Annotated in this window: 26 protein-coding genes; 6 read left to right on the top strand and 20 right to left on the bottom strand. The window is 71.0% G+C overall.

Translation table 11 applies throughout. The features are described from left to right. Window positions 1–9: 9 nt before the first annotated feature. The 10 genes from GWK16_RS17855 to GWK16_RS17810 all read right to left on the bottom strand — a co-directional run bounded on the left by GWK16_RS17855 (window position 10) and on the right by GWK16_RS17810 (window position 8,959). Window positions 10–999 (bottom strand): formate dehydrogenase subunit gamma, encoded by a 990-nt coding sequence (locus GWK16_RS17855; protein WP_170055329.1) that lies wholly within the window; start codon window positions 997–999, stop codon window positions 10–12. Between the two features lie 14 nt (window positions 1,000–1,013). Next, a complete protein-coding gene (fdh3B, locus tag GWK16_RS17850) occupies window positions 1,014–1,610 on the bottom strand; it encodes a formate dehydrogenase FDH3 subunit beta (protein ID WP_168040525.1) in 597 nt (198 codons plus the stop codon). A gap of 15 nt (window positions 1,611–1,625) precedes the next feature. Continuing rightward, on the bottom strand, window positions 1,626–4,562 hold the full coding sequence (locus GWK16_RS17845; RefSeq protein ID WP_170055328.1) for a formate dehydrogenase subunit alpha: 2,937 nt from the start codon (window positions 4,560–4,562) through the stop codon (window positions 1,626–1,628). A 25-nt stretch (window positions 4,563–4,587) separates the two neighbouring features. Continuing rightward, window positions 4,588–4,839 carry a twin-arginine translocation signal domain-containing protein gene (locus GWK16_RS17840; RefSeq protein ID WP_170055327.1) on the bottom strand — a complete coding sequence of 84 codons (252 nt, stop codon included), beginning with the start codon at window positions 4,837–4,839 and terminating at the stop codon, window positions 4,588–4,590. A 23-nt stretch (window positions 4,840–4,862) separates the two neighbouring features. Then, the gene (locus GWK16_RS17835; protein WP_170055326.1) at window positions 4,863–5,465 is read right to left on the bottom strand and encodes a TorD/DmsD family molecular chaperone; all 603 of its coding nucleotides are present in this window, start codon (window positions 5,463–5,465) and stop codon (window positions 4,863–4,865) included. A 102-nt stretch (window positions 5,466–5,567) separates the two neighbouring features. Next, window positions 5,568–6,176 carry a DUF3306 domain-containing protein gene (locus GWK16_RS17830; protein WP_338144503.1) on the bottom strand — a complete coding sequence of 203 codons (609 nt, stop codon included), beginning with the start codon at window positions 6,174–6,176 and terminating at the stop codon, window positions 5,568–5,570. Then, window positions 6,173–6,685, bottom strand: coding sequence for a DUF3305 domain-containing protein (locus GWK16_RS17825; protein WP_170055325.1), 513 nt, complete (start codon window positions 6,683–6,685; stop codon window positions 6,173–6,175). Before GWK16_RS17825 ends, GWK16_RS17830 begins: the two co-directional genes overlap by 4 nt. Beyond that, window positions 6,682–7,722, bottom strand: coding sequence for a DUF6352 family protein (locus tag GWK16_RS17820; RefSeq protein ID WP_248291449.1), 1,041 nt, complete (start codon window positions 7,720–7,722; stop codon window positions 6,682–6,684). The genes GWK16_RS17825 and GWK16_RS17820 overlap by 4 nt, the downstream gene beginning before the upstream one ends. Next, a complete protein-coding gene (locus GWK16_RS17815) occupies window positions 7,719–8,267 on the bottom strand; it encodes a DUF6505 family protein (RefSeq protein WP_170055324.1) in 549 nt (182 codons plus the stop codon). Before GWK16_RS17815 ends, GWK16_RS17820 begins: the two co-directional genes overlap by 4 nt. Further along, the gene (locus tag GWK16_RS17810; protein ID WP_170055323.1) at window positions 8,264–8,959 is read right to left on the bottom strand and encodes a biotin/lipoate--protein ligase family protein; all 696 of its coding nucleotides are present in this window, start codon (window positions 8,957–8,959) and stop codon (window positions 8,264–8,266) included. The genes GWK16_RS17815 and GWK16_RS17810 overlap by 4 nt, the downstream gene beginning before the upstream one ends. Window positions 8,960–9,097: 138 nt before the next feature. On the opposite strand from GWK16_RS17810, the gene GWK16_RS17805 reads away from it, so the two are divergent. Continuing rightward, window positions 9,098–11,089 carry a 4Fe-4S dicluster domain-containing protein gene (locus GWK16_RS17805; protein WP_248291448.1) on the top strand — a complete coding sequence of 664 codons (1,992 nt, stop codon included), beginning with the start codon at window positions 9,098–9,100 and terminating at the stop codon, window positions 11,087–11,089. 79 nt (window positions 11,090–11,168) lie between these two features. Further along, entirely contained in the window at window positions 11,169–11,783 is a 615-nt protein-coding gene (locus GWK16_RS17800) for a hypothetical protein (RefSeq protein WP_170055321.1), read from the top strand. 9 nt (window positions 11,784–11,792) lie between these two features. Here GWK16_RS17800 and GWK16_RS17795 read toward each other — a convergent pair whose 3' ends face one another. The 5 genes from GWK16_RS17795 to GWK16_RS17775 all read right to left on the bottom strand — a co-directional run bounded on the left by GWK16_RS17795 (window position 11,793) and on the right by GWK16_RS17775 (window position 16,500). Continuing rightward, window positions 11,793–13,544: an ABC transporter ATP-binding protein gene (locus GWK16_RS17795; protein WP_170055320.1), complete on the bottom strand. Its 1,752-nt coding sequence runs from the start codon at window positions 13,542–13,544 to the stop codon at window positions 11,793–11,795. 141 nt (window positions 13,545–13,685) lie between these two features. Then, a complete protein-coding gene (locus GWK16_RS17790) occupies window positions 13,686–14,936 on the bottom strand; it encodes a CCA tRNA nucleotidyltransferase (protein ID WP_338144502.1) in 1,251 nt (416 codons plus the stop codon). Next, a complete protein-coding gene (locus GWK16_RS25775; protein ID WP_170055319.1) occupies window positions 14,933–15,181 on the bottom strand; it encodes a DUF6111 family protein in 249 nt (82 codons plus the stop codon). Before GWK16_RS25775 ends, GWK16_RS17790 begins: the two co-directional genes overlap by 4 nt. A 46-nt stretch (window positions 15,182–15,227) precedes the next feature. Continuing rightward, window positions 15,228–15,896 (bottom strand): pyridoxamine 5'-phosphate oxidase family protein, encoded by a 669-nt coding sequence (locus GWK16_RS17780; RefSeq protein WP_170055318.1) that lies wholly within the window; start codon window positions 15,894–15,896, stop codon window positions 15,228–15,230. A 55-nt stretch (window positions 15,897–15,951) separates the two neighbouring features. Beyond that, entirely contained in the window at window positions 15,952–16,500 is a 549-nt protein-coding gene (locus GWK16_RS17775; protein ID WP_170055317.1) for a carboxymuconolactone decarboxylase family protein, read from the bottom strand. A gap of 99 nt (window positions 16,501–16,599) precedes the next feature. Here GWK16_RS17775 and GWK16_RS17770 point away from each other — a divergent pair, with 99 nt between their 5' ends. Beyond that, on the top strand, window positions 16,600–17,508 hold the full coding sequence (locus GWK16_RS17770) for a LysR family transcriptional regulator (RefSeq protein WP_170055316.1): 909 nt from the start codon (window positions 16,600–16,602) through the stop codon (window positions 17,506–17,508). Here GWK16_RS17770 and GWK16_RS17765 read toward each other — a convergent pair. After that, on the bottom strand, window positions 17,492–18,211 hold the full coding sequence (locus tag GWK16_RS17765) for an RluA family pseudouridine synthase (protein WP_248291446.1): 720 nt from the start codon (window positions 18,209–18,211) through the stop codon (window positions 17,492–17,494). The genes GWK16_RS17770 and GWK16_RS17765 overlap by 17 nt on opposite strands. On the opposite strand from GWK16_RS17765, the gene GWK16_RS17760 reads away from it, so the two are divergent. Further along, window positions 18,210–19,103, top strand: a complete 894-nt coding sequence (locus GWK16_RS17760) for a PfkB family carbohydrate kinase (RefSeq protein WP_170055315.1) — start codon at window positions 18,210–18,212, stop codon at window positions 19,101–19,103. The two genes, GWK16_RS17765 and GWK16_RS17760, sit on opposite strands and share 2 nt — an antisense overlap. Before the next feature lie 113 nt (window positions 19,104–19,216). Here GWK16_RS17760 and GWK16_RS17755 read toward each other — a convergent pair whose 3' ends face one another. Then, window positions 19,217–19,876, bottom strand: a complete 660-nt coding sequence (locus GWK16_RS17755) for a dienelactone hydrolase family protein (RefSeq protein ID WP_170055314.1) — start codon at window positions 19,874–19,876, stop codon at window positions 19,217–19,219. A gap of 41 nt (window positions 19,877–19,917) precedes the next feature. Here GWK16_RS17755 and GWK16_RS17750 point away from each other — a divergent pair, with 41 nt between their 5' ends. Both GWK16_RS17750 and GWK16_RS17745 read left to right on the top strand, forming a co-directional pair. After that, a complete protein-coding gene (locus GWK16_RS17750) occupies window positions 19,918–20,094 on the top strand; it encodes a DUF4169 family protein (protein WP_170055313.1) in 177 nt (58 codons plus the stop codon). 4 nt (window positions 20,095–20,098) lie between these two features. Further along, window positions 20,099–20,485, top strand: coding sequence for a RidA family protein (locus GWK16_RS17745; protein WP_211187508.1), 387 nt, complete (start codon window positions 20,099–20,101; stop codon window positions 20,483–20,485). Here the strand turns inward: GWK16_RS17745 and GWK16_RS17740 are convergent. The 3 genes from GWK16_RS17740 to GWK16_RS17730 all read right to left on the bottom strand — a co-directional run bounded on the left by GWK16_RS17740 (window position 20,482) and on the right by GWK16_RS17730 (window position 24,010). After that, window positions 20,482–21,816, bottom strand: a complete 1,335-nt coding sequence (locus GWK16_RS17740) for an acetyl-CoA hydrolase/transferase family protein (RefSeq protein WP_170055312.1) — start codon at window positions 21,814–21,816, stop codon at window positions 20,482–20,484. The two genes, GWK16_RS17745 and GWK16_RS17740, sit on opposite strands and share 4 nt — an antisense overlap. A 152-nt stretch (window positions 21,817–21,968) precedes the next feature. Next, window positions 21,969–22,739: a cytochrome c1 gene (locus GWK16_RS17735; protein WP_170055311.1), complete on the bottom strand. Its 771-nt coding sequence runs from the start codon at window positions 22,737–22,739 to the stop codon at window positions 21,969–21,971. Between the two features lie 2 nt (window positions 22,740–22,741). Continuing rightward, complete coding sequence (locus tag GWK16_RS17730; protein ID WP_170055310.1) at window positions 22,742–24,010, bottom strand: cytochrome b; 1,269 nt, start codon at window positions 24,008–24,010, stop codon at window positions 22,742–22,744. Window positions 24,011–24,014: the final 4 nt, after the last annotated feature.

The following is a 24,014-nucleotide window of genomic DNA, read 5'->3' as shown; positions in this document are numbered from 1 at the left end:
GGGGCGCGGTCAATCGGCGCCGGCCGCCTTGGCCGAGGCCGGCGGCGCCGCGCCGCGGCCCTTCGCCATCTCCTCCTCGACCCACAGGTTGTGGTGCTGCTTGGCCCAGTTCAGGTCGACCTGGCCGGTCGTCATCGCCTCGACCGCGCCGTCCATCCCCACCGTGCCGATGTAGATGTGGGCCACCATCACCGCGATCATCAGCACCGCGATGATGCTGTGCACGATGTGGCTGAGCTGCATGCCCTGGATGTCGGTGAAGAAGAAGGGGAAGACGAGCATGTAGCCCGACACCGCGACGGCGGCGCCGCCGAGCACGGTGATCCAGAAGATCCCCTTCTGCCCCGCGTTGAAGCGACCGCTTTCCGGTTCGCCATGGCCCACCAGGCCACCACCCGCCTTCAGCCAGCGGATGTCCGTGCCGTTCGGGATGTTGTCCTTGATCCAGAGCAGCAGCATGAAGACGAGGCCGAGCGTGAAGGGGAAGGCCAGGAAGTTGTGGGCCATCTTCCCCCAATGGCTGATCTCGGTGAACGCGACCGGCCCCACCAGCGGCAGCAGCACGTGCCGGCCGAAGGTCAGGTTCAGCCCGGACAGCGCCAGGATGATGAAGCAGGACGCCACCATCCAGTGATTGCCGCGCTCGAAGACATTGAAGCGCTGGATGGTGCGGCCGGACCGACCGCCCTCGATCGGGATGCGGCCCCTCACCATGCGGAACACGGTGAGGATCGCGAGCATGCCCACGACCGCGATGCCGCCGACCCAGGCGAGCGTCACGTTGTGGAACTCACGCCATTCGCGGCCCTGCGGCTGGATCAGGTTCGCCGCGCGCTGATCGGGGATGGTGATGCGCCCATGCACCGGGTTCCCGGTCAGCAGGGACTGGATCGCCATCTCGTCGGCGACCGACGGTTCGCGCGCGGTGCCCTGCGCGAAGGCCGGCAGCGCCGCGCCCATCATCAGTACGGCGAACAGGGCGAGGATGCGGATCTTCATCTCTTCGCTCCTTCTCAGATCGCCACGGTTTCGCGATACGCGGTGCGCCAGCCCCAGGCGCCGGCGCCGTAGCCGCGCCGCTGCACGCGCTCGCGGTAGATCTGGGCGATCACCTCGCCGTCGCCGGCGAGCAGCGCCTTGGTCGAGCACATCTCCGCGCAGAGCGGCAGCTTGCCTTCCGCGATGCGGTTGGCGCCGTACTGGATGAACTCGGCCTCGGAGTTGTCGGCCTGCGGGCCGCCGGCGCAGTAGGTGCACTTGTCCATCTTGCCGCGGCTGCCGAAGTTGCCGATGCGCGGATACTGCGGCGCACCGAAGGGGCAGGCGTAGAAGCAGTAGCCGCAGCCGATGCACAGGTCCTTGTCGTGGAGCACGATCGCATCCGCGGTCGTGTAGAAGCAGGACACCGGGCACACGGCCGCGCAGGGCGCGTCCGTGCAGTGCATGCAGGCCATCGAGACGGACCGTTCGCCCGGCTTGCCGTCGTTCAGCGTGACGACGCGCCGGCGGTTGATGCCCCAGGGCACCTCGTTCTCGTTCTTGCACGCCGTGACGCAGGCGTTGCACTCGATGCAGCGGTCGGAGTCGAGAAGGAACTTCATGCGGGCCATAATCGTGTTCCTCCCTTACGCCGCGCGGATCTGGCAGAGGGTGACCTTCGTCTCCTGCATGAAGGTCACCGGGTCGTAGCCGTAGGTCGTGACGGCATTCACGGATTCGCCGAGCACGATCGGATCGGTGCCCTGCGGATACTTGGATCGCTGGTCTTCCTGCATGAACCAGCCGGCGAAGTGGAAGGGCATCCAGGCGACGCCCGCGCCGACGCGCTCGGTCACCAGGGCCTTCACCTTCACCGCCTTGCCCTGCGGCATCTCGGGCCCGTTCACGAGCACCCAGGCGCCGTCGCGGATGTTCCGCGACGCCGCATCGCGCGGGTTGATCTCGATGAACATGTCCTGCTGCAGCTCGGCGAGCCAGCGGTTCGACCGCGTCTCCTCGCCGCCGCCCTCGTATTCCACCAGGCGGCCGGAGGAGAGGATGATCGGGAAGTTCGGCGCGAGGTCCTTGGCACGGTTCTGCACCGTCTGGCCGATATTCGGCAGGCGGAAGCCGCGGCGATCGGACAGCGTCGGGTACTGCGCGATCAGGTCGGTGCGCGGCGTGTAGATCGGCTCGCGGTGCACCGGGATCGGGTCGGGCAGGTTCCACGCATTGGCGCGGGCCTTGGCGTTGCCGTAGGCCATGACGCCGTGTTCCATGGTCACGCGGATGATGCCCATGGACAGGTCGGTGGCCCAGGAGGCGGTCCCGCCCTGGCGCTGGATCGAGGCCTTCTCCTCCTCCGTCAGCTCCGCATCCCAGCCGAGCCGCGCCATCACCGCGGTGGTGAATTCCGGATAGCCGTCGGTGAGCTCCGACCCCTTGGAGAAGGAGCCGTCGGCGAGCAGCGAGACGCCGTTGCGCTCCACCCCGAAGCGGGCGCGGAAGGTGCCGCCGCCTTCCTTCACGTGCAGGTTGGTGTTGTAGAGGACGTGGGTGCCCGGGTGGCGCCATTCCGGCTTGCCCCAGCAGGGCCAGGGCAGGCCGTAGAAGTCGCCGCGGATCTCGGCCGGCGCATCGTCCTTCGCGCGCAGCGTCACCAGGTCGAACTTGTCCTGGTGCTGCATGTGCAGCTTAAGCCGTTCGGGCGACTGGCCCGTGTAGCCGGTGCTGATGGCGCCGCGGTTGATCTCCCGCAGGATGCTCTCGGCGGTCGGCGCGTTGTCCTTGATCTCGAGGTCCTTGAACACCTCGGCCTGCATGCGGAAGGTCATGTTCCGCTTCTGCGCCGCGGCGTCGATCGCACCCGCGAGGCGATACATCGCCTCGTAGTCGTCCTTGCTCTCGAAGATCGGCTTGACGATCTGGCTGCCCCACTGGACCGACCGGTTCGACGCGGTGCGGCTGCCATTGGTCTCGAACTGCGTGCAGATCGGCAGCAGGTAGGTGTTGTCCCTGCGGCCCGAGAGCACGGCAAAGGTGGTCGGATGCGGATCCGCGACGACCAGCAGGTCGAGCTTCTCGAGCCCCTTCACCGCCTCGGGCATGCGGGTGACGGTGTTGCCGCCGTGCCCGAACACCATCATGGCCTTGAAGTTGTCGCGCTGCGCGAGGCCGGTCTGCGCATTCACCGGCATCGTCACCGCGTCGAAGTAGCGCGTGGTGGGGATGCCGGGCGTTTCCATCATCGCCTTGCTGTCGAAGCGGGCGATCATGCTCTCGTAGGAGACGCCCCAGACGCGCGACCAGTGCCGCCAGGCGTTCTCATCGAGGCCGTAATAGGCCGGCAGCGACGTGACATCGAGGCCGAAGTCGGTCGCACCCTGCACGTTGCAGTGGCCGCGGAAGATGTTCGCCCCGGTGCCTTCCCTGCCGACATTGCCGGTGGCGAGCAGCAGGATCGAATAGGCGCGCACATTGGCCGTGCCAACCGTCTTCTGCGTGGCGCCCATGCACCAGATCAACGTGGACGGCTTCTGGGTGGCGAACATCTCCGCCACCTTGCGCAGCTGCGCCCCCGGGACGCCGGTGACGCGCTCGACCTCCTGCGGGTTCCACTTCGCGACCTCGGCGCGGACGTCGTCCATGCCGTAGACGCGCTGGCGGATGAACTCCTTGTCCTCCCAGCCATTCTCGAAGATGTGCCAGAGCATCCCCCAGATGATCGGGATGTCGGTGCCCGGGCGGATGCGCATGTACTCGGTGGCGTGGGCGGCGGTGCGCGTGAAGCGCGGATCGATGACGATCATGTTCGCACGGTTCATCTCCTTGCCGGAGAGGACGTGCTGCAGCGACACCGGATGCGCCTCGGCCGGGTTGCCGCCCATGATGATCATGGTCTTGGCGTTGCGGATGTCGTTGTACGAATTGGTCTGCGCGCCGTAGCCCCAGGTGTTGGCCACGCCCGCGACCGTGGTCGAGTGGCAGATGCGCGCCTGGTGGTCGACGTTGTTCGTGCCCCAGAAGGCGGCGAACTTGCGGAACAGGTAGGAGCCTTCGTTCGAGAACTTGGCGCTGCCCAACCAGAAGACGGAATCGGGGCCGGAGGCCTGGCGGACCGCCATCAGCTTCTCGCCGATCTCGCCCAGCGCGGCATCCCAGGTCATCCGCTGCCACTGGCCGTTCACCAGCTTCATCGGGTACTTCACGCGACGCTCGCCGTGCACGACCTCGCGCACCGACGCGCCCTTCGCGCAATGCGTGCCGCGGTTGATCGGGCTCGCATAGGTCGGCTCCTGGCCGACCCACACGCCGTTCTGCACCTCGGCGGTCACGGTGCAGCCGACCGAACAATGGGTGCAGATGTTCTTCACCCGCGTGACCGGCGTCGAGAAATCAGTCGGGCCCGCCTTGGCGGGACGGACCGTCGTCAGCGGAATGGCGCCGAGCGCGGACAGGCCCAGACCGGTGACCCCGGCCTGCTTCAGGAAGGCCCGACGGTCGAGACCGCCGGAGGACAGACCGGAATAGGCGGCGGCCAGGCGCTGCTTGCCGGCGCGGGCCTCGGAACGCTTGATCAGCATGGGGCTTCGCTCCCTCTTCCCGGCGTCAGCTGCCGTAGCGGTTGGTGCGGTAGAACGCCTGCACCTCGGCGCTGTTCGCCTGGTAGCGCGCCTTGACGCGCTCGGCCTCGTTCTCCTTGCGGGCGATGCCGGGGGCCACGGCATCGGCGCGGACCCAGTCCGCGGCCTCCGCCACGCCGCTCGCCGCCACGGTCGTCGCCGCGGCGGCCGCGCCGCCCAGGCCGAGGGCCTTCAGGAGGCCACGGCGCTCGGCGACGTTCTTCTCGGTCCTGCTCATCTCATGCCTCTCCCCGGTCATCCTCATTGCGGCAACTCCTGGGCTGCCTGCTCGATGTCCACCGCCACGCGTCCCAATTGCCCCACGGCGCGGTAGAAGCGCGCCGCCTGGGCCTGTTCGAGATCCGCGAAGAACCGCCCGGCCCACGGCCGCAGATGCTTCACGAAGAAGGCTTCCGCCTCGCCGGCCCCGCCCTCGAAGCTGCCCGAGAGCAACCCGGCATAGACCTCGCATTCCGATCCGACGTGGTCTTCCGGCTCCGCGACGCCGTCGGCGCGTTCCAGACCGAGGCGCGCCAGGTCGGCGCGCAGGTCGGCGAGCGGGCGTTCATGCAGGAAGCCGGTCAGGTAGTACGAACCGAAGGGCACCAGCTCGCCGCGCCCCAGCCCGATGAAGAGGTCGTGGAACTCCCGCTCCGTCGCCACGGAATCGGTGGCGGCCGCGGCCTTCGCCAGCGCGCCGTACGCCTCGCCCAGCGGCGTTCGCCCGCTCCGCAGCGCGGTCAACGCGTCGAGCAGGCGCGCATCCGGCGCGGCGACCAGCAGTCGCCCCAGAAGCGCAAAGAGCCGCGCACGCTCCGTCGTCAGGGCGTCGGCTGCGGCAACGGCGGTGCCCTGGGCACTCATGCCGGACCCGTCTCCCCTCTCTCCCTAATTTCCGACTGATTTACTCGCCTGTCCACGACAACACAATGCATTGAAATCATTACGAGTTGTTGCGACCCACTCTCAATTCGGCAGCGCGGAGCCGTGCCGGCGCTGCACGGGCTCGGGGCGGTCCGGGGTCGGAGGTTCGGCCGGCGCCTCGGCCAGCAGCACGGGCGCGTCCGCCGGGGGGGCGGCGGGCTCCGGCGCCGGCAACGGCTCGTCGCCCGATGCATCGCCGCCCGGCGTCGCAGGCTCGGCGGCGGCCGGCCGGGCCGGCGCGTCGAATCCCATCGCCTGCGCCAACATCTTCTGCACGTCGCCCACGATATCGAGCGAGAAGCCCGGCACCCCATCCGGCGCGTTGTAGTCCCAGGCATAGTCGGCGGGGCCCACGAAGTCGCGAATCGCCGGGTCGAGCGCCCAGGCCTTCCGCAACGCGGCCCGCTTCAGCGCCTCGGGCACCTCCTTGCGGAGGAAGGCGGTGATGTCGCTCTCGATCGTCAGCGATTCGACCGGCGGCAGCGTGGCCGGGTCGAAGGGCGGCTCCTCGGACACCGGCTCGGGCGGCGGCGGCTCGGGCGCGGACGGCGCCACGGCGGCCGGCGCGACCTGCGGTTCCTCGTCCGGCTGGCCGGCCTCGGCCGCGCGCTTGCGGCGCGACCAGCGCGACAGGAAGCCCTCGCCGCTCACGGCCCGTCGATCCGCGACCGGCGGCCGAGCGCCTCGGTATCCGCGCGGTCACGCTTGCGCTTGTGGAACTCCCGCTCCTTGTGGTGCTCGGCGACGAAGCGCTCGAGCAGCAGGCGCAGGCCGGGCGGCATGGGCAGGGCCTCGAGCAGGTCGGTCCCCGATTCGGCGTAGAGCTGCGCCTCCCCCGCATCGACGGTGACGGTCTTGAGCGCGAAGCCCGGCGCGTCGGCGACCGGGCGCAGCACCACCCAGGCCCGCGGCGGGTCCTGCTGCAGGTTGTGGATGTAGTTGTCGGTGTCGGTCGGATGCAGCGACACCTCGGCGGTGCCGGCGAGGAACAGGGTGCGGCCGCCCTCCTCTCGCAGCACCGTCCAGGGTGGCGCCTCGGGCGCGTCCTCGATCACCTCGCGCGCCTGCCAGGCGTATTCGGCCCAGGGGGTCGCACCGGGCCGGCGTTCCACCACCACGCCGACCGGCACGCGCACGGTGCCCGGGATCTCGAGGGTCATGCCGCGGCCTCCTTCGCGACCAGCGGCAGGCCGGCGACAAGGTTCTGCGGCTTCATCCGCACCCTGTTCGCCGCATCCATCGCCAGCGCCAGGTAGACCGGCCGCCCCGCCACGCGGGGCAGCACGCGGGACGCATCCCGGAATTCCAGAACGCCCAGCCAGAGGATCCGCGCCAGCCGCTCCTGCCGCACCTTCTTCCCGTGCCAGAGATCGTTGGCGATCGCCGTCGCCTCGGCATCGAGGCCGACATGCCAGGTCCAGGCGCGGTCCTCGATCACCGGGACGGCGCGGATCTCGACCTCCTCCCCGAACATGTGGCGGATGAAGCGTTCGAGCATGCGCGAGACGCCGCGGCTGCCTTCCCGCCCCTCGGCGATGTCGAGGGCGAAGTCATGCGCGTCGGAGCGTCCGTGATAGGCCGTGCCGTTCATCTCGTTCAGCACGTCGAGCTCGACCTCGCGCGGCGGCGCGCCGGCTTCGACCAGCAACTGCCCCAGCGCGCCGAAGCCGCCGTCGCGGCCGCGCATCTCGACCACCTCCTCGTCGGCGAGCAGCGTGGCACCCTGGTGGATGCCGGCGCGCTGGGCACGGTACAGCAATTCCCCGGCGCGCAGCACGAAGGGATCGCCCTCCCCCTCGAGCGCCGCGCGCGCAACGAGGTGCGTCAGCATCTGCAGCAGGATCGGCGGGACGCCGTCGACGCCTTCGCGATAGAGCGCGAGCCACGCTTCCTCGAGCGACGGCTGCGGCACGACGCGGTCGCGGAAGGCCAGGAACTGCGTGAAGTTCTCCTGCGCATCGGCATCGGCCAGCGCGGCGATGCGCGCGGGGTCCACCGGCTGCGCCGGGTCCGCCATCAGCGCGGCGTGCAATGCACGCTCGGCGTCGCAGGCCTCCTCGGGCGGGATCAGTTCGGGCCGGGCGAGGAAGGCGCGCCAGAGGTCCGGCGTCGCCGCCAGCCGCCCATGCTCGACGACGTCGCAAAGGTGATGGCCGGAGGCGACCCAGAAATCGCCGGGAGACAGCAATTCGTTCAACGGCGGGTCCTCGCCATGGCCGCAAGGTCGGGATGCTGCACTGGTTCCTCCTCGCCTTCGACGCTGATGGCGGCGAAGACGGGCATGCTCTCATATTCGCGCGCCGCGCGCGGGCGCTCGTGCAGGGTGCGGAAGCGTTCGCGCACCTCGCCGCCCTCGGCGCTGCGGGCGAGTGCGACGATGGTGCCGGGCGGATGCCCGCAAAGCGATTCGGCGAAGGCGATCTCCTCCTCCGCCGCCGCCCGCGCCGCGGCCTCGTCCGGCGCGCCATAGGCCGCGCGCAGATGCGCCGCGAGCGCCGCGACCGCCGCCGCGCGCTGCGCGGGATCGGCCTCCGCCACCTCGACCAGCGTCGACCAGCCGAAGGAACCAAGACCGAGGAAGCCCGCGCGGAAGGCCTGCCGCCGCTTGCCCGTCAGCGATTCGAGGTTGTCGTCCCAGTAGCAGAAGCCCCCGGGCACGGCCCATTCGCCGGGCGCGGCCGCCAGCGGGAAGACCACGGCATCGGAAGGATCGAGCCGGAGGGTGCGCAGCAGACGGGTCATGCGACCAACGCCCCCGTGACCCGAAGCCGCTCGGTCGCTCCGCCGCGGCGCAGCAGCAGGTCCCCCGTCGCCGGATCGAGCCCGCGCTGCGCGCCGCCCGCCAGCGCCGGGTCGAGCCGTGCGAGGTAACGTTCCGCCAGCACGCGGAAGCCGCCGCCCTGCCAGTCGGCGAGGTTCGCCATCAGATGCCGCGCCCAGCCCGCCGTCAGGTCCGTCGGCGTCGTGTCGTTGAAGCCTTCCTCGAACAGCGTGGTGCGGCCGGGATCGCGGCCTGGCTCGTCGTCCATCGGCGCCGCGAAGGCCGCCTCGATGCCGACCACCAGCCAGTCCGGCACGGCATCATCGGCACAGCCCGGCGGCGCGGCGAGCCGCGCGCGGCCCACCAGCCCGCCATTCACCCGGATACCGCCCGGCCAGTCGAAGGTCAGCGGGAGCTCGGAGGGGCCGTAGGGGGCGACCGCATCCGCGAAGGCGGTCAGGGCGGCGAAGAATGCCGGCCGCGCCGCGGCGAGCGTCTGCTCCGGCTCCAGCACGACCGCCGCCTCGATGCGCGACCACGACCGCGCCCAGACCAGCGTGCCGGCGCCATGGCGCGGCGCCTCGGCCACCGCGCGCGCCATCGCGTCTCCCACCTCGCGCAGTGCGATGATGGGGGTGAAGACGCTCGGCAACTCGGGCAGGCCCTCGGACACGCCGCTCCCTCGCACTCCCGTGACGGGCGGCATATATGCGCGTAGGCCCCAAGGTCCAATCTGGGGCGCCTCGGGGGCTTTCGGTCGATGAGTGGAACGGACGGGCGCATCGCCCTTGTGTGCACCTGCGAAGACACGATGCGCCTCGACGAGAAGGCCATCGCGCGCGGCTGCGGCGCCGAGGTACGGACCGGCGAGCAGCTCTGCATGGCGCAGCTCGACCGTTTCCTCGCAGCGCTCGCGACAGGGCGGCCGCTGACCGTCGCCTGCACGGCCCAGGCGCCGCTCTTCGCGCAGGAGGCCGAGGCGGCGCAGGTGCCGGCGCCGACCTTCGTCAACATCCGCGAGCACGCCGGCTGGTCCACCGAGGGCCGCAACGCCGGCGCCAAGATGGCCGCGCTGATCGCCGCCGCCGCCGAGCCGATGCCCGCGACGCCGCTGGTGCTGCTCGAGAGCAACGGCGTGACGCTGGTGCTCGGCCGCGATGCCGTGGCGCTGGAGGCTGCGGCGCGGCTGCAGGACCGGCTCGACCTCACCGTGCTGCTGACCGACGCGGAGGAGGTCACGCCGCCGCGGACCGTGCCCTTCCCGGTGATGAGGGGTCGTGCGCGCGCCGCGACCGGATGGCTCGGCGCCTTCGAGGTGACGGTGGATGGCGCCGCCATGCCGCGCCCCTCCTCCCGCGCGCGCTTCGACTGGGGGCCCGGCAAGGACGGCGCGACCAGCCGCGCCGACATCGTGCTCGACCTCACGAGCAACCCGCCGCTGTTCCCGACGCATGAGGTGCGGCAGGGCTACCTGCGCGCCGATCCGGCCGATGCCGCGGCGGTGGAACGCGCCATCGCGCAGGCCGGAGAGCTCGTCGGCACCTTCGACAAGCCGCGCTTCGTCACCTTCGAGGGCAGCCTCTGCGCGCACGCGCGCAACAAGCGGAACGGCTGCACGCGCTGCATCGACCTCTGCCCGACCGGTGCCATCACGCCGGGCACCGGGCCGCTCAAGGACCAGGTCGTCATCAGCGCGGAGATCTGCGCCGGCTGCGGCGCCTGCGCGGCGGTCTGCCCGACCGGCGCGGCGACCTACACCCTGCCCCCGGCGCGGGCGCTGGCGCGGCGCATCCGCACCCTGCTGCTCGCCTATCGCGAGGCCGGCGGCGAGGCCCCCGTCCTGCTGCTGCACGACGAGGCGCAGGGCGAGCCGCTGCTCGACGCCCTGGCCCGCCATGGCGACGGATTGCCCGCGCGCGTCCTGCCGCTGAAGGTGAATGAGCCGACCGCGCTCGACCTTTCGCTCATCGCCGGCGCCTTCGCCTGGGGCGCGTCGGCGATCCGCGTGCTGCTGCCCGCGAGGCGCAAGCACGGCGCGGAGGGGCTGCTTCGCAACCTCGACTATGCGAACGCCGCGCTGGCCGGCCTCGGCCTCGGCCATGCGAGCCCGCGCGCGGCGGCGATCGAGACGGACGATCCCTTCTCGCTCGGCGAGGCGCTCACCGCCCTGCCCCGCACACCCTTCGCCTTCGCACCGTCCACCCACCAGGCGATCGGCACGCCGCGGGAGATGGCGCTGCAGGCCTTCCGGACGCTGCGCGCCGCGGCCAAGGCGCCGGCCGAGACCGTGCCGATGCCCGCCCTCGCCCCCTTCGGCGTGGCGAAGGTCGGGACGGAAGGCTGCACGCTCTGCCTCGCCTGCACGAGCGTCTGCCCGACCTCGGCCTTCTCGGCCAACCCCGAGAGGCCGCAGCTCCGCTTCCTCGAGGATGCCTGCGTGCAATGCAACCTGTGCGCCGCGACTTGCCCGGAGAAGGTCATCAGCCTTGAGCCGCGGCTGAACTTCGCCGAGGCCGCCACTGTCCCGCAGGTGGTGAAGGAAGAAGAACCCGCCGCCTGCCAGCGCTGCGGCAAGCTGTTCGGCACCAAGGCCTCGATCGCGCGGGTGAAGGCGAAGCTCTCGGCGCACTGGATGTTCGCCGATCCGGGGCGCCAGGCGTTGCTCGACCTCTGCGAGGAATGTCGCATCGACGCGGCGACCTCAGGCGGCATCGATCCCTATGCGGGCCCGGAGCGGCCGGCGACCAGGACGACGGAAGACTACCTGCGCGAGGCGGAGCGCGCGAAGCGTGACAAGCCCTGACGCTTGATGCGCGTCAATACGACGGCCGGCCCGCCATGGCCAAAGTGGCGGCGAAGGAAACGTCCGGACGCCTGCGGCAATGACCGACACCGTCGTCTATCTCCTCGCGCTGCATGCGCAGTCGTACTGGATGCAGCTCGCGCTTCCCGCGGTCGCTTCGGCCTTCTGGATCCTCGTCGTGTCGGTGGCCTACATCTCCTCGGCGCGGGAGTCGGAGGGCATCACGCCGGGCTTCAAGGGCCTGCTGTTCGTCTTCGTCGCGCTGCAGAGCATGACACCGATCCGCGCCACGCTGGACCTGGTCCTCGCGTTGCGAGGACCGGACGGCAATCCGGACTCCTGGCTGTTCGGCGTGCCGGGGGACTTCCCCATTGCGCGCGGCGCGCTGACGGGGCTGATCGTGATCGACCTGCTCTTCGCCCTCGTGTCCTTCGCGACCATGATGCGCCGGTCGCGGCGGTTCCCCGGCATCTTCGAGATCCATTTCTACTACTACATCAGCTACAACGTGCTCGCGATCCCGATGGTCGCGGCGATCATGAACCTGCTCTACGGCGCCGAGGTGCCGGTGGCGCACGTCTTCGTCCATCTGCTGGACTACGCGCCGGAATGGGGTGCGATCCTGGTGGTCGGCGGGATCTCCCTCGCCTACCTGACCAAGTCGCGCCGCGCGGAAATCACCTTCGTTCGCTGACGCGGACGATCAGCCCGCGAAGGCCTGGGTCCGCACCAGACGCGCGTAGAGACCGTCGAGCGCCATGAGCTCGGCATGGGTGCCCTGTTCGACCGCGCGGCCGTTCTCCATCACCACGATGCGGTCGGCGTCGCGCACGGTCGCGAGGCGATGCGCGATGACGAGGGTGGTGCGCCCGGCGCGCAGCCGGGCCAGCGCCTGCTGCACGAGCGCCTCGTTCTCGGCATCGAGCGCGCTCGTCGCCTCGTCCAGCAGCAGGATGCGCGGGTTGCGCAGCAGGGCGCGGGCCAGCGCGATGCGCTGCCGCTGCCCGCCCGACAGGCGCGACCCGCCGGGGCCGAGGACCGTGTCGTAGCCCTTCGGCAGCGCCGCGATGAAGTCGTGCGCGGCGGCGGCGCGGGCGGCGTCCTCGACCTCGGCGCGCGTCGCCCCGGCACGGCCGGCTGCGATGTTGGCGTGCGCCGTGTCGTCGAAGATCACCGCATCCTGCCCGACATAGGCGATGGCGTCGCGCAGCGAGGCGAGCGTCACCGTCCGCACATCCGCCCCGTCGATGGCGATGTGCCCCTCCGTCACGTCATAGAGCCGCGGCACCAGCGCGATCGCCGTCGACTTGCCCGCGCCCGAGGGCCCGACCAGTGCGACCGTCTGGCCCGGTTGCGCGGCGAAGGTAAGGCCCGCCAGCGCCGCGTCCGGCACGCCGTCATAGGTGAAGCCGACGCCGTCGAAGGCGATCTGGCCATGGCCTTCGGGCAGCGGGCCGGCGCCAGGCGCGTCGAGGATGCGGCGCGGTTCGTCCATCACGCCGAAGACGCGGTTGAGGCCCGCCAGCCCTTCCTGCAGCGCCGCGTTCAGCGATCCCAGCGCGCGCACGGGGCGCGAGGCGATCAGCAGCGCGGCCACGAAGCCGGTGAACTCGCCGAGCGTGCCCGCGCCGGTCGAGACGCGCCAGCCGACGAAGACCAGCACGGCCGCGACCGCGAAGCCGCCCAGCGCCTCGAGCATCGGGTCGAGCGAGGCCCGGGTACGGGCGATGTGATAGAGGCTCTCGCGCAGCCGCGCGAAAAGCCCGGCGGCGCGGGCTTCCTCCGCCTGTTCGAGCCGGTAGGCGCGGACCACGCGCGCGGCGCCGAAGGATTCGGTCAGGGCGGCCGCGGCCTCCCCCACCCGTTCCTGCATGCCACCCGACGCACGACGGATGCGCTTGCCGAGCTTGAGGATCGGCACCACCGCGATGGGGTAGAGCAGTGCGGCCACCAGCGACATCTGCCAGTCGAGATAGACCATCGACGCGACCAGCCCGACGACCGTCAGCACGTCGGCGAGTGCGTTGATCGACTTGGTCAGCGCCTCGCGGATCAGGGCGGCATCGGTGGTGAAGCGGGCGGCGTGGCGGGCGGGCGCCTCGCGCGCCACCACGGCCAGGTCGGCGCGGGTGAGCGCGCGGAACAGGTCGTTCTGCACCGCCTCGATCACCCGCAGCACGACCGACTGGATGGCGACCGCCTGGCCGAACTGCGCGAGCGCCTTCAGCGCCGTCACCACGACGATGACGATCGGGATGGCCCAGAGCAGGTCTTCCCGTCCCGCGGTGAACAGGTCGAAGGATTGCTGGATGACCACCGGATACAGCGCGGTCATCGCCGCCACCGCGACGGTGCAGACCAGCGCGACGGCGATCCCCTTCCGGTGATGGCCGACATAGGCCGACCAGAGGCGGCGGAGCAGGGCGCGGGTGGTGGTGTCGAGGGCAGCGGCCATGGGGCGGCGGCATAGCCCGGAATGGCGGGGGGCGGTATCCGCCCTGCCGGCGAACCGTCACATCAACGGGCTTGCGGGCGCCCGAAATCCTGTGCTAGTTCTTGTTTCGTTCCGGTGAATGCGGCGGGACCGATCCCCCACTCATCCCCCGAGTGAGGTCCCGCCGCTCCCTCCGCCGATGCGGCGGGCGAGTTCGGCGAGGGCTTCGTCGTGCGTCGCCCGGCAGCCGCCTTGGATCCACCATGCCCGCAATTCCCCGAGCACGCGGCCGATCGCCGGCCCTGGCGCGGCACCCAACGCCAGCGCATCGCGCCCCTGCAGCGGGAAGCGCGGCCAATCCGCCGCGGCGATGCGCGCGCGCAGCGCGCTGCGGTCGCGCCCGTCGCGCGCCTCGGCCAGCCAGGCCTCGCGCTGGACGTCCTCCGGCGCCATGCCTTCACGGCGGGCAAGGAAGACCCGAAGGGCATCGCCGTCGACATCCGGTTCGGGCCGCGGCAAGGGCGCCCTGCCCATGAGCCAGGCCAGCGCATCGGCCTCGGCGCCGGACAGGCGCAGACGGGACCGAAGGCGCGCGGCGCGGCCGGCCTCGCCATCGGGGATCAGGGCCGCGAGCCGCAGCAGCGGGTCGGCCGGCGCGCCGGCCGCGACCAGCCGCCGCAGCGCATCGAGTCCCTCCGCCTCCGGCAGCACCGCCGCCAGCACGCCGGTTTCCGCCATCAGCGCCACCGTTGCCACCGGATCCGGCACCGCCAGGATGCGCTTCAGTTCCATCCACACCCGCTCGGCCGACAGCCGCGCCAAGCCCGGCACCGCGCGGCGGATCGCCGCGATCGCCGGCGCATCGGGCGCACCCAGGCCGTAGCGCGCCTGGAAGCGGAAGAAGCGCAGGGCGCGGAGGTAATCCTCGGCGAGGCGCGTATCCGGGTCGCCGACGAATCGCACCGCGCCGGCCGCGAGGTCCGCCCGCCCCGTGAAGTAGTCGTAGAGCGACCCGTCCGCCGCCAGCGACATGGCGTTGATGGTGAAGTCGCGCCGCGCCGCGTCCTCGCGCCAGTCGGTGGTCCATTCGACCTGTGCGTGCCGCCCATCGGTGAGGAGGTCGCGGCGCAGCGCCGTGACCTCGACCGGGACGTGGTCCTTCACCGCCGTGACGGTGCCGTGCGACAGGCCGGTTTCGAACACCTTGAGGCCCGCTTCGCGCAGGCGGGCGGCGATCTCCTCGGGCGGCAGGGGGGCGGCGACGTCGACATCGGCGGAGGGCCGGCCGGCGAGCGCGTCGCGCACGCAGCCGCCGACCGCGCGGGCGCCCGGCAGCGTGGCCAGGACCGCGGCGACGGCCGGGGTGTCGAGGAAGCCTGGCCGTGGGATGCGTTCCGCCGGGGCGTCGCTCACCGCCGCGGTTCCGCATGGCCTGGTTCGACGCGGTCGCCTTCCAGGTGGGCGGGCACGTAGGCCTCGCCGGGCGCCATGCTGCGGGAGGATCCGTACCAGAAGGCCCCGGCCAGCATCAGCACGACGCCTGTCCCGGCCAGCACCAGAAGGATGGTGCTGGGTTCCGTGGTCGGGTTCATCCGACGCCAGACCCCGTAGGCGGCGAAGGGCGCGAGGAACAGGAGCAGTTCGACGAGATAAGGCACGCGCCAGGATCGCCCGCCCCGCCCCGGAAGGGAAGAAACCCCCGCCTCACCCCCCCTTGGTTCCAAGGAAGGTTGAGGGGGGTTCCGGGGGGAGAAGTTCCCTTCTCCCCCCGCCCTTGACCTGCGCCAGCTCGGCCTCGAGTTCCGCGATCCGCGCATCCCGCTTCTCGATCGCCGCGAGCACATCCGCCGCCTCGAAGCGCTGCGGGATATGCTGGTGGCAGTTGCTGTCCCAGGCCGTGACGCGGATGACGATCGCCTGTTCCGCGCGGCCCGGGGCACCTTCGGGCATCAGCATGGCGAGCAGCGCGGGATCGTCCTGCACGACGCGCGCCTCGCCCCAGATCTTCACCCGGCGACGGTTGGCGTAGTCCATCAGGAACAGCTGGACCCTCGGGTTCTCCGAGAGGTTGCCGAGGGTGATGTACTGCCGGTTCCCCGAGAGATCGGCGAAGGCGAGGGTCTCGGCGTCGAGCACGCGCAGGAAGCCCGGCGGCCCGCCGCGGTGCTGGATGTACGGCTGCCCCTCGGCGCTGGCGCTGGCCAGGTAGAAGCTGCGCTGGGCGGCGATGAAGCCGGCGATGTCGGGGGTGAGCTCGGTGCGCCAGCCGCCGCGGCGTTCCATCCGGGCGTAGGAGTCGCGGGACCCCCGCGCGGCCTGGATCGCCTTGACGGCGGGGGAGAAGGCGACGTCGCTCGACGGGGCTTCGGTCATGGCGTCACTCCTCGGAGGGGCGGGGATGGCGGGGGTTCCGCCATCCCTTGGCATGTCAGGCGGCGCGGGCGGCCGGGGTGGGGAAATCCACCTCGGTGCGGGCAACCTCGTTGACGTAGTTGGTCAGCGTGTTCAGCGCGACATGGGCGACGATCTCGAGGATCTCGGCATCGCTCCAGCCCGCGGCGCGCACCGCGGCGAGGTCGGCATCCGCCGCGCGGCCGCGGGCCTCGGTCACCGCGATGGCGAAGCGCACGGCGGCGTCGGCCTTCGGGTCGGCGGAGCGGCCGGCGCGCGCGGCGGCGATCTCCGCGGCGTCGAGCTTCGCCATGTTGGCGCCGATGAAGGCATGCGCCGCCAGGCAGTAGCCGCAGCCGTTGAACTCGGCGACCGCGAGCGCGATGCGCTCCCGCGTCCGGATGTCGAGGGCGCCCTTCCCGAGCGCGCCGGACAGGCCGAGGTAGCCGTTCAGCCCGGCGGGGCTGCTCGCCAGCAGGCGGAACAGGTTCGGCACGGAGCCGAGCTGCTTCTGCACCGCCTCGAGCTGCGAGCGGGTCGCCTCGGGGGCCTCGGCGATGGTGGCGGGGGTGGCGATGCGGGGCATGGGCTTTCTCCTGGTTTGTCCGTGGCCGGGAGAATGGCTATGAGCGTGTTCCGTGATAATCATTCCGATTGAAATGAGATCGATGCAGAATAAGCAATAATGACGGACCGATTCGACGCCATGGCTGCCTTCGTCGCGGTCGCGGATGCCGAGGGCTTCGCCCCCGCGGCGCGGCGGCTCGGCCTGTCGTCCTCGGCCGTGACGCGGCTGGTCGCGGGGCTCGAGGACCGGCTCGGGCTGCGGCTGCTGCAGCGGACGACGCGGCGCGTGGCGCTGACCGATGCGGGGGCACGCTTCCTGATACGGGCGCGGCGGATCCTCGCGGACCTGCGGGAGGCGGAGGATTCCGCCGCGGCCGAACGCGCCGCGCCGTCGGGGCACCTAGTCGTCGCCGCACCCGTGATGTTCGGGCGCCTGCATGCCGGGCCGCTGGTCTGCGAGTTCCTCTCGCAGCATCCCGACCTGACGGCCGAACTCACCCTGTCCGACCGCTACATCGACCTGGTCGAGGAAGGCGTCGACGTCGCGCTGCGCATCGGACACCTCGAGGACAGCACGCTGGTCGCACGGCGCGTGGGCGAGACGCGGCGCGTCTGGGTCGCAGCACCCGACTACCTGGCCCGCGCCGGCATGCCCGCGGCGCCGGAGGACATCGCGGGGCATCGCATCATCCACAGCACCTCGCTCGGCGCCGAGCCGGCCTGGACCTTCTGGCGCGACGGCGTGGCCGAGAAGCACGCCATCGCGCCGCGCTACGTCACCAACAGCATCGACGCGGCGCTGTGGCATGCGGGCCAGGGCGGCGGCATCGCGAAGACGCTCGCCTACCAGGCCGAGGACGCCGTGCGATCCGGCCGTCTGCGCCTCGTGCTCGAGGCCTTCGAGCCGCCGCCGCTGCCGATCCAGTTCGTCTATCCCTCCGCGCGGCTGCTCTCGGCCAAGGTGCGGGGGCTGGTGGACCTCGCGCTGGCGACGCGGTCCTGGCGCTTCGTCAGCCTGGGGGCGTGAGGGTCCAGCCGCAGGCCAGCAGCGCGGCGCGCATGTGCTCGGGCGGCGGCGCTTCGGTGGCGAGCGGCGGTTCGACCGGCAGCTCGATGGCGCGGGCCAGCAGGTGCAGCCCGCCGCCCTCCCCGCCGCCATAGACGGGATCGCCGAGGATCGGCCATCCGGACGCGGCGGCATGCACGCGCAACTGATGCGTCCGGCCCGTGGCGGGGCGCAACTCGATCCAGGCCAGGCCCGGTGCGCGGCCCAGGACGCGCCACTCCGTCACCGCCGGCTGGCCCTCGGGATGGACCTCCATCCGCCAGCCGGCCGCCTTGGTCGAGACCTTGCGCAGCGGCGCATCGATGCGCCCGGCATCCTCCGCCGGCCCGCCGCGCACCACCGCCCAATAGGTCTTGCGCGCCCGACCCTCGGCGAAGCAGCGGCCGAGCGCGGCGAGCGCCGGCTTGGTCCGCCCCAGCACCAGGCAGCCCGCCGTATCCGCATCCAGCCGGTGCACCGGCTGCGGCAGGTGCCGCTTGCCCATGCGCAGCGGCTCGAGCCAGTCCTCCAGCGACGCGCCGCCGCGCGGACCGCGGTGCACCGCGAGGCCCGCCGGCTTGTCGATCACGATCGCGTCGTCGCGCAGCAGCAGGACCCGCGCGGCGATCGCGTCCGGCAATGCTTGGCGCCGAGGGCCACCCTGTGTGACGCTGCGGCGCATCATGTCGGCTCCTCCTCTCGTCATCTGCCTCGGCAACGTCGTCGCTGACCACACATTCCGGGTCGAGGACATACCCCAGCCACCCGCAAAGATCGCCGCCCGGTCGTACAGCATCGGCGCCGGCGGCATGGCGGCCAACGCCGCGATCGCGGTGGTGCGCCTCGGTGGCCGCGCCGCTTTCTGGGGCCGGGTGGGCGATGACCTGAACGGGGAGCCGCTGGCGCAGTCGCTCGAGCAGGAAGGCGTGGACGTCGCGGGCCTGCGGCGCGTGCCCGGCGGGCGGACGCCCGTCGGCGCCGTGCTGGTCGACCCGCGCGGGGAACGGACCATCGTTTCCTTCCGCGGCTCCGGGCTCGGCACCGATCCGGCCTGGCTGCCGCTGGACCGGATCGCCGGCGCGGCGGCGCTGTGCTGCGATCCGCGCTGGCCGGAAGGCGTCGCGGCCGCCGCGGCCGCGGCCCGTGCCGCCGGCGTGCCGGTGGTGCTCGACGGCGAGCGCAGCGAGACGCGCATCCTGGTCGACCTGGTGCCGCGCGTGGACCACGCGATCTTCTCGGTGCCGGGCCTCGCCAACTACGCGCCCGGCCGCAGCCCGGAGGAAGGACTGCGCCAAGCGCTCGCCTCCGGCCCCGTGAAGGTCGCCGCCGTCACGCAAGGCGAGAAGGGCGTGCTGTGGCTGCTGCCCGGGCACGGGAAGGCGACCCGCACGCCGGCCTTCCCGGTCGAGGCGACGAACACCACCGGCGCGGGGGACGTGTTCCACGGCGCCTATGCGCTCGCCATTGCGGAAGGGATGCCGACGGACCGCGCGATGCGATTCGCGTCGGCGGCAGGCGCCCTGCGGGCGCGGGACGGCGCGACGCCGACACGGGCGATGGTCGACGAACTGATGTGACGAGGTCGGGGGAGGAGAACCTCCCCCAAACCCCCTCCCTTCTTTGATTTTTTGTTCCAAGGAAGGTTGAGGGGGGTCCGGGGGGAGAAGTTCCCTTCTCCCCCCGCCTGTCGTCAGAGATGCTTCGCGAAGAACTCCAGCGTGCGCTTCTGCGCCAGCGCGTAGTCCGCCTCGACATAGGACCCGCGCTCGTCGCAGCCAAAGCCGTGCCCGCCGCCATAGACGTGCAGGTCCACGCCGGGCTGCGCCGCGCGGATCGCAGCGACATCCGTCATCGGGATGGAGGCGTCCTGCTCCCCGAAATGCAGTTGCACCGGGCAGCGCGGCGTCTCGTCCTTCGCCGCGGCGATACCGCCGCCATACCAGCCAGAGGCCGCCGCAAAGGCGCTGGTGCGCGTCGCCCCATGCCAGGTGACGGTGCCGCCCCAGCAATAGCCGACGATGCCGCGCTTCGCCCCGCGCGGCAGCGCCGCCGCCGCCGCGAGCACGTCGAGCAGCGTCAGCCCGTCCGGGATCTTGCCCCGCAATTCGCGCCCCTGGGCGACGTCGGCGGCCTCGTAGCCGAGCTCGATGCCCGGGCCGACGCGGTCGAACAGCGCGGGCGCGATGACGGCGTAGCCCTCGGCGGCGAAGCGCTCGCACACGTTCCGGATGTGCCGGTTCACGCCGAAGATCTCCTGCACCACGACCAGGGCGCGGCCGGCGTTCTGCGGCCCGGCGCGATAGGCGGTGAGACGGTGGCCGTCGGCGGCGGTCAGCGAGATGGTGGGCATGGACGTTTCCCTCGGGCGGTTGGCGCGCGTATCCTCCCCGCATGGCCGAGATCGTCAACCTGAACCGGGCGCGCAAGGCGCGGGCGAAGCAGGAGGAAGCGGCCCAGGCCGCCGCCAACCGCACCAAGCACGGCCGGACCAAGGCGGAGAAGGACAACGACCGCCGGACCGAGGAGCGGCGCCAGGCGCTGCTCGACGGCGCGAAGCGGGAGGATTGAGGGCGTGCAGCACCACATCCTGCCGGGCTTCCCGCCCTCGGTCTCGCCGTCCTCGCATGCGGTCGAGACGGATGGCTTCGTCTTCCTGACCGGCCAGTTCCCGCGCGACCTCGACGACCCGAGGGCGCCGCTGCCCGAGGGCATCACGGCGCAGACCACGCGCACCATGGCGAACCTCGCCCGCGCGCTGCGGGCGCTCGGGATGGGGCTTGAGCACCTGGTCTCGGTGCGCGTCTACCTCTCGGGCTTCGAGCGCGACTACGCGGCGATGAACCTCGCCTATGCGGCGGCGCTGCCACCTGGCGGGCGCCCCGTGCGGACCTGCGTCGGCGTCACCGCGCTGGTGCGCGGCGCGCTGATCGAGATCGAGGCCGTCGCCCGCCGGCCCTAGTAGTAGTGGCGCGGCAGCAGGCCGTGCTCGCGGGCCTGCCGTTCGAGGTCCTCCCGGAAATCCGGATGCGCGAGCCCGATCAGCGCCTTCGCGCGGTCGGCCACGGACTTCCCCTTGAGGTTCGCGATGCCGTACTCGGTCACGACGTACATCATGTCCGACCGCGGCGTGGTCACGACGTTGCCCGGCGTCAGGTTCAGCACGATGCGGCTGCGGCGCTGGCCCTTCCGCTCATAGGTGGACGCCAGGCAGACGAAGGATTTGCCTCCCTTCGAGGCATAGGCCCCACGGACGAACTGCAACTGCCCCCCGGTGCCGCTGATGTGCCGGTGGCCGTCCGATTCCGATGCCGCCTGACCCTGCAGATCGATCTGGGTGGTGTTGTTGATCGCCACCACCTTGTCGTTCTGCATGATGACATGCGGCATGTTCGTGTTCTCGACCGGCAGGCACTGGAAGTCCGGGTTGCGGTCGATCGTGCGATAGAGCTCCTTGGTGCCGAGCGCGAAGGAATAGACGATCTTGCCCGGCTGCAGCCGCTTCGCCACGCCCGTGATGCGCCCGGCGCGATAGAGCTCCCCGATGCCGTCGGTCAGCATCTCGGTATGGATGCCGAGATCCTTCACGCTGCTGTCGAGCAGCAACGCGCAGACCGCGTTCGGCATGCCGCCGATCCCGATCTGCAGGCAGGCGCCGTCCTCGATCTCGTTGGCGATGCGGCGCCCCACGGCGCGGTCGACGTCGCCGATCGGGCTGTTGGGCAGTTCGGTCGGCGGCTGGCCGTCGCCTTCGACGATGAAATCGACCTCGCTGGCATGGACGCCGTTCATCTCGCCCTCGCAGTGCGGGATGGCGGGGTTGGTCTCGATGATGACGGTGCGGGCGCATTCGATGACGGCGCGGTGCCACAGGTTGGCGCCGCCGAAGTTGAACCAGCCATTCTCGTCCATCGGCCGCGCCTTGATGATCGCGACGTCCACGGGCGGGTTGAAGCGGCGGTAGTAGTCCGGGATCTCGCCGAGGTTGACCGGGATGTAGTGGCTGATGCCGGCGTCGTGCTTCTTCCGGTCGTAGCCGGAGAAGTGCCAGGAGAACCACAGGAAGTGCTTGCCCTCCGGGTCGGCCTCGAGCACCGCGCGGGGGCGCAGCGACAGGCAGTTCCGGATCTTCACGCCTTCGAGTTCGTCCCTGCGGGCGGCGAGCGCCGCATCGAACACGTCGGGCTGGCCGGTGATGACGCCGTAGTCGAGCCAGTCGCCGGACTTCACGAGGGCCGCGGCCTCGGCGGCCGAGATGTGTCGGGGGGTCTTCCCGCCCGGATTGACCTTCATGTCGCTACTCCCTGACGGTCTCCCGGTCCTTCGATCCGCCGGGATGCCTTGGGGGACAAAATCGCAGGAATCGCAGTCGCGAGCCAGCGTCGCCGCAAACGAAAAGGGCCGCCCGAGGGCGGCCCTTCACGGCATGGCGATGCACCCCGCCGTCAGTGCGCGTTGGCCCAGATCTTCCGCTTCACGGCATAGGCGAGCCCCGCCAGCACCGTGAGGAACAGGATGATCTTGATGCCCATGGCGCGGCGTTCCTCGAGCTCGGGCTCGGCCGCCCACTGCAGGAAGGTGGCGACGTCGCGGGACATGTTCTCGAGCGTGGACTGCGTCCCGTCGGCGAACTCGACCTGACCCGCGCTCAGCGGCGGCGCCATCGCGATCTGGTGGCCGGGGAAGTAGCGGTTGTAGTTCATCCCCTCCATCACCGTGACGCCGGCGGGCGGGTCGCCGTAGCCGGTCAGCAGCGCGTAGAGGTAGTCGGCGCCGCCTTCGCGCGCCTTGGCGATGACCGACAGGTCCGGCGGCAGGGCACCGTTGTTCGCCGCGCGCGCCGCCTGCGGGTTCGGGAAGGGGCTGCGGAAGCGGTCGGACGGACGGCCGGGCCGCTCGAACATCTGGCCTTCGTCGTTCGGGCCGTCCTGGATCTGGACCGTCGCCGCGATCGCCGCGACCTGCGCCTCGGTCAGGCCGAGGGCGCGGAGGTTGCGGTAGGACAGCAGGTGCATCGCGTGGCAGTTGGCGCAGACTTCCTTGTAGATCTGGAAGCCACGCTGCGCGCTCGCGCGGTCATAGGTCCCGAAGATCCCGTCGAAGGAAAAGCGGGTGTCGGGGATGTGGATCGTCTCCCCCGCCGCGGAGGCGGGGGCCGGCGCGAAGGCAACGAGGCTGCCGAGGACGGCCAGGGCCTTGAGCGTGGTGCGGAACATGGTCAGGCCTTCTCCATCGGCTTGGCCGCGGCGCCGCCGGGCAGCGGGCCACCGCCGAGCACGGCACGGGCGATGCTCTCGGGCAGCGGCAGCGGCTTCTCCAGCCGCGCGAGCAGCGGCAGGATCACCAGGAAGTACGCGAAGTAGTACGCGGCCGCGATCCGGCTGATGGTCACGTAGGGCTCCTCGGCCGGCTTGCCGCCGCAGTAGAGGAGCACGAAGAACGCCACCGTCCAGAGCAGGAAGGCGATGCGCGCGATCGGGCGGAACCGCATCGAGCGGACCGGGCTGCCGTCGAGCCAGGGCAGCACGAACAGCACCGCGATCGAGCCGAACATCAGGAGCACGCCGCCGAGCTTGTCCGGCACCGCGCGCAGGATCGCGTAGAACGGCAGGAAGTACCATTCCGGCACGATGTGCGCGGGCGTCACCAGCGGGTTCGCCGGGATGTAGTTGTCCGGGTGGCCGAGGTAGTTCGGCGCGAAGAACACCAGCACGGCGAAGACGATGAAGTAGATCACCAGGCCGAAGCTGTCCTTCGCCGTGTAGTACGGGTGGAACGGCAGGGTGTCCTGCGGGCCCTTCGGCTCGATGCCGAGCGGGTTGTTCGAGCCGGTGATGTGCAGCGCCACCACGTGCAGGAACACGACGCCGACGATCACGAAGGGCAGCAGGTAGTGCAGGGCGAAGAAGCGGTTCAGCGTCGGGTTGTCGACGGAGAAGCCGCCCCAGAGCAGCTGGACGATCCACTCGCCCACCACCGGGAAGGCCGAGAAGAGGTTGGTGATGACCGTCGCGCCCCAGAAGGACATCTGGCCCCACGGCAGCACGTAGCCCATGAAGGCCGTTGCCATCATCAGCAGGAAGATGACGACGCCGAGCATCCAGAGCAGTTCGCGCGGCGCCTTGTAGGAGCCGTAGTACATGCCGCGCCAGATGTGGACGTAGACGACGATGAAGAACATCGACGCGCCGTTGGCGTGGACGTAGCGCAGCAGCCAGCCGTAGTTCACGTCGCGCATGATGCGCTCGACGCTGTCGAAGGCCATCGAGGTGTGCGGCGTGTAGTGCATCGCGAGGAACACGCCCGTCGCGATCATGATCACCAGGTTGACCATGGCGAGCGCGCCGAAATTCCAGAAGTAGTTGAAATTCCGCGGCGTCGGGAAGGAGCCGTACTCCTTCTGCATCATGGTGAAGACCGGCATGCGCTGGTCGATCCAGCGCAGGACGGGGTTCGGGATGTCGCTGTTGTGCAGGCCGATGGACATGGTC

It is taken from the genome of Neoroseomonas marina (assembly GCF_012927745.1).
Classification (GTDB): domain Bacteria; phylum Pseudomonadota; class Alphaproteobacteria; order Acetobacterales; family Acetobacteraceae; genus Neoroseomonas; species Neoroseomonas marina.
The sequence above is the reverse complement of the archived record's forward strand: the minus strand, read 5'-3'. Positions and strand labels throughout refer to the sequence as shown.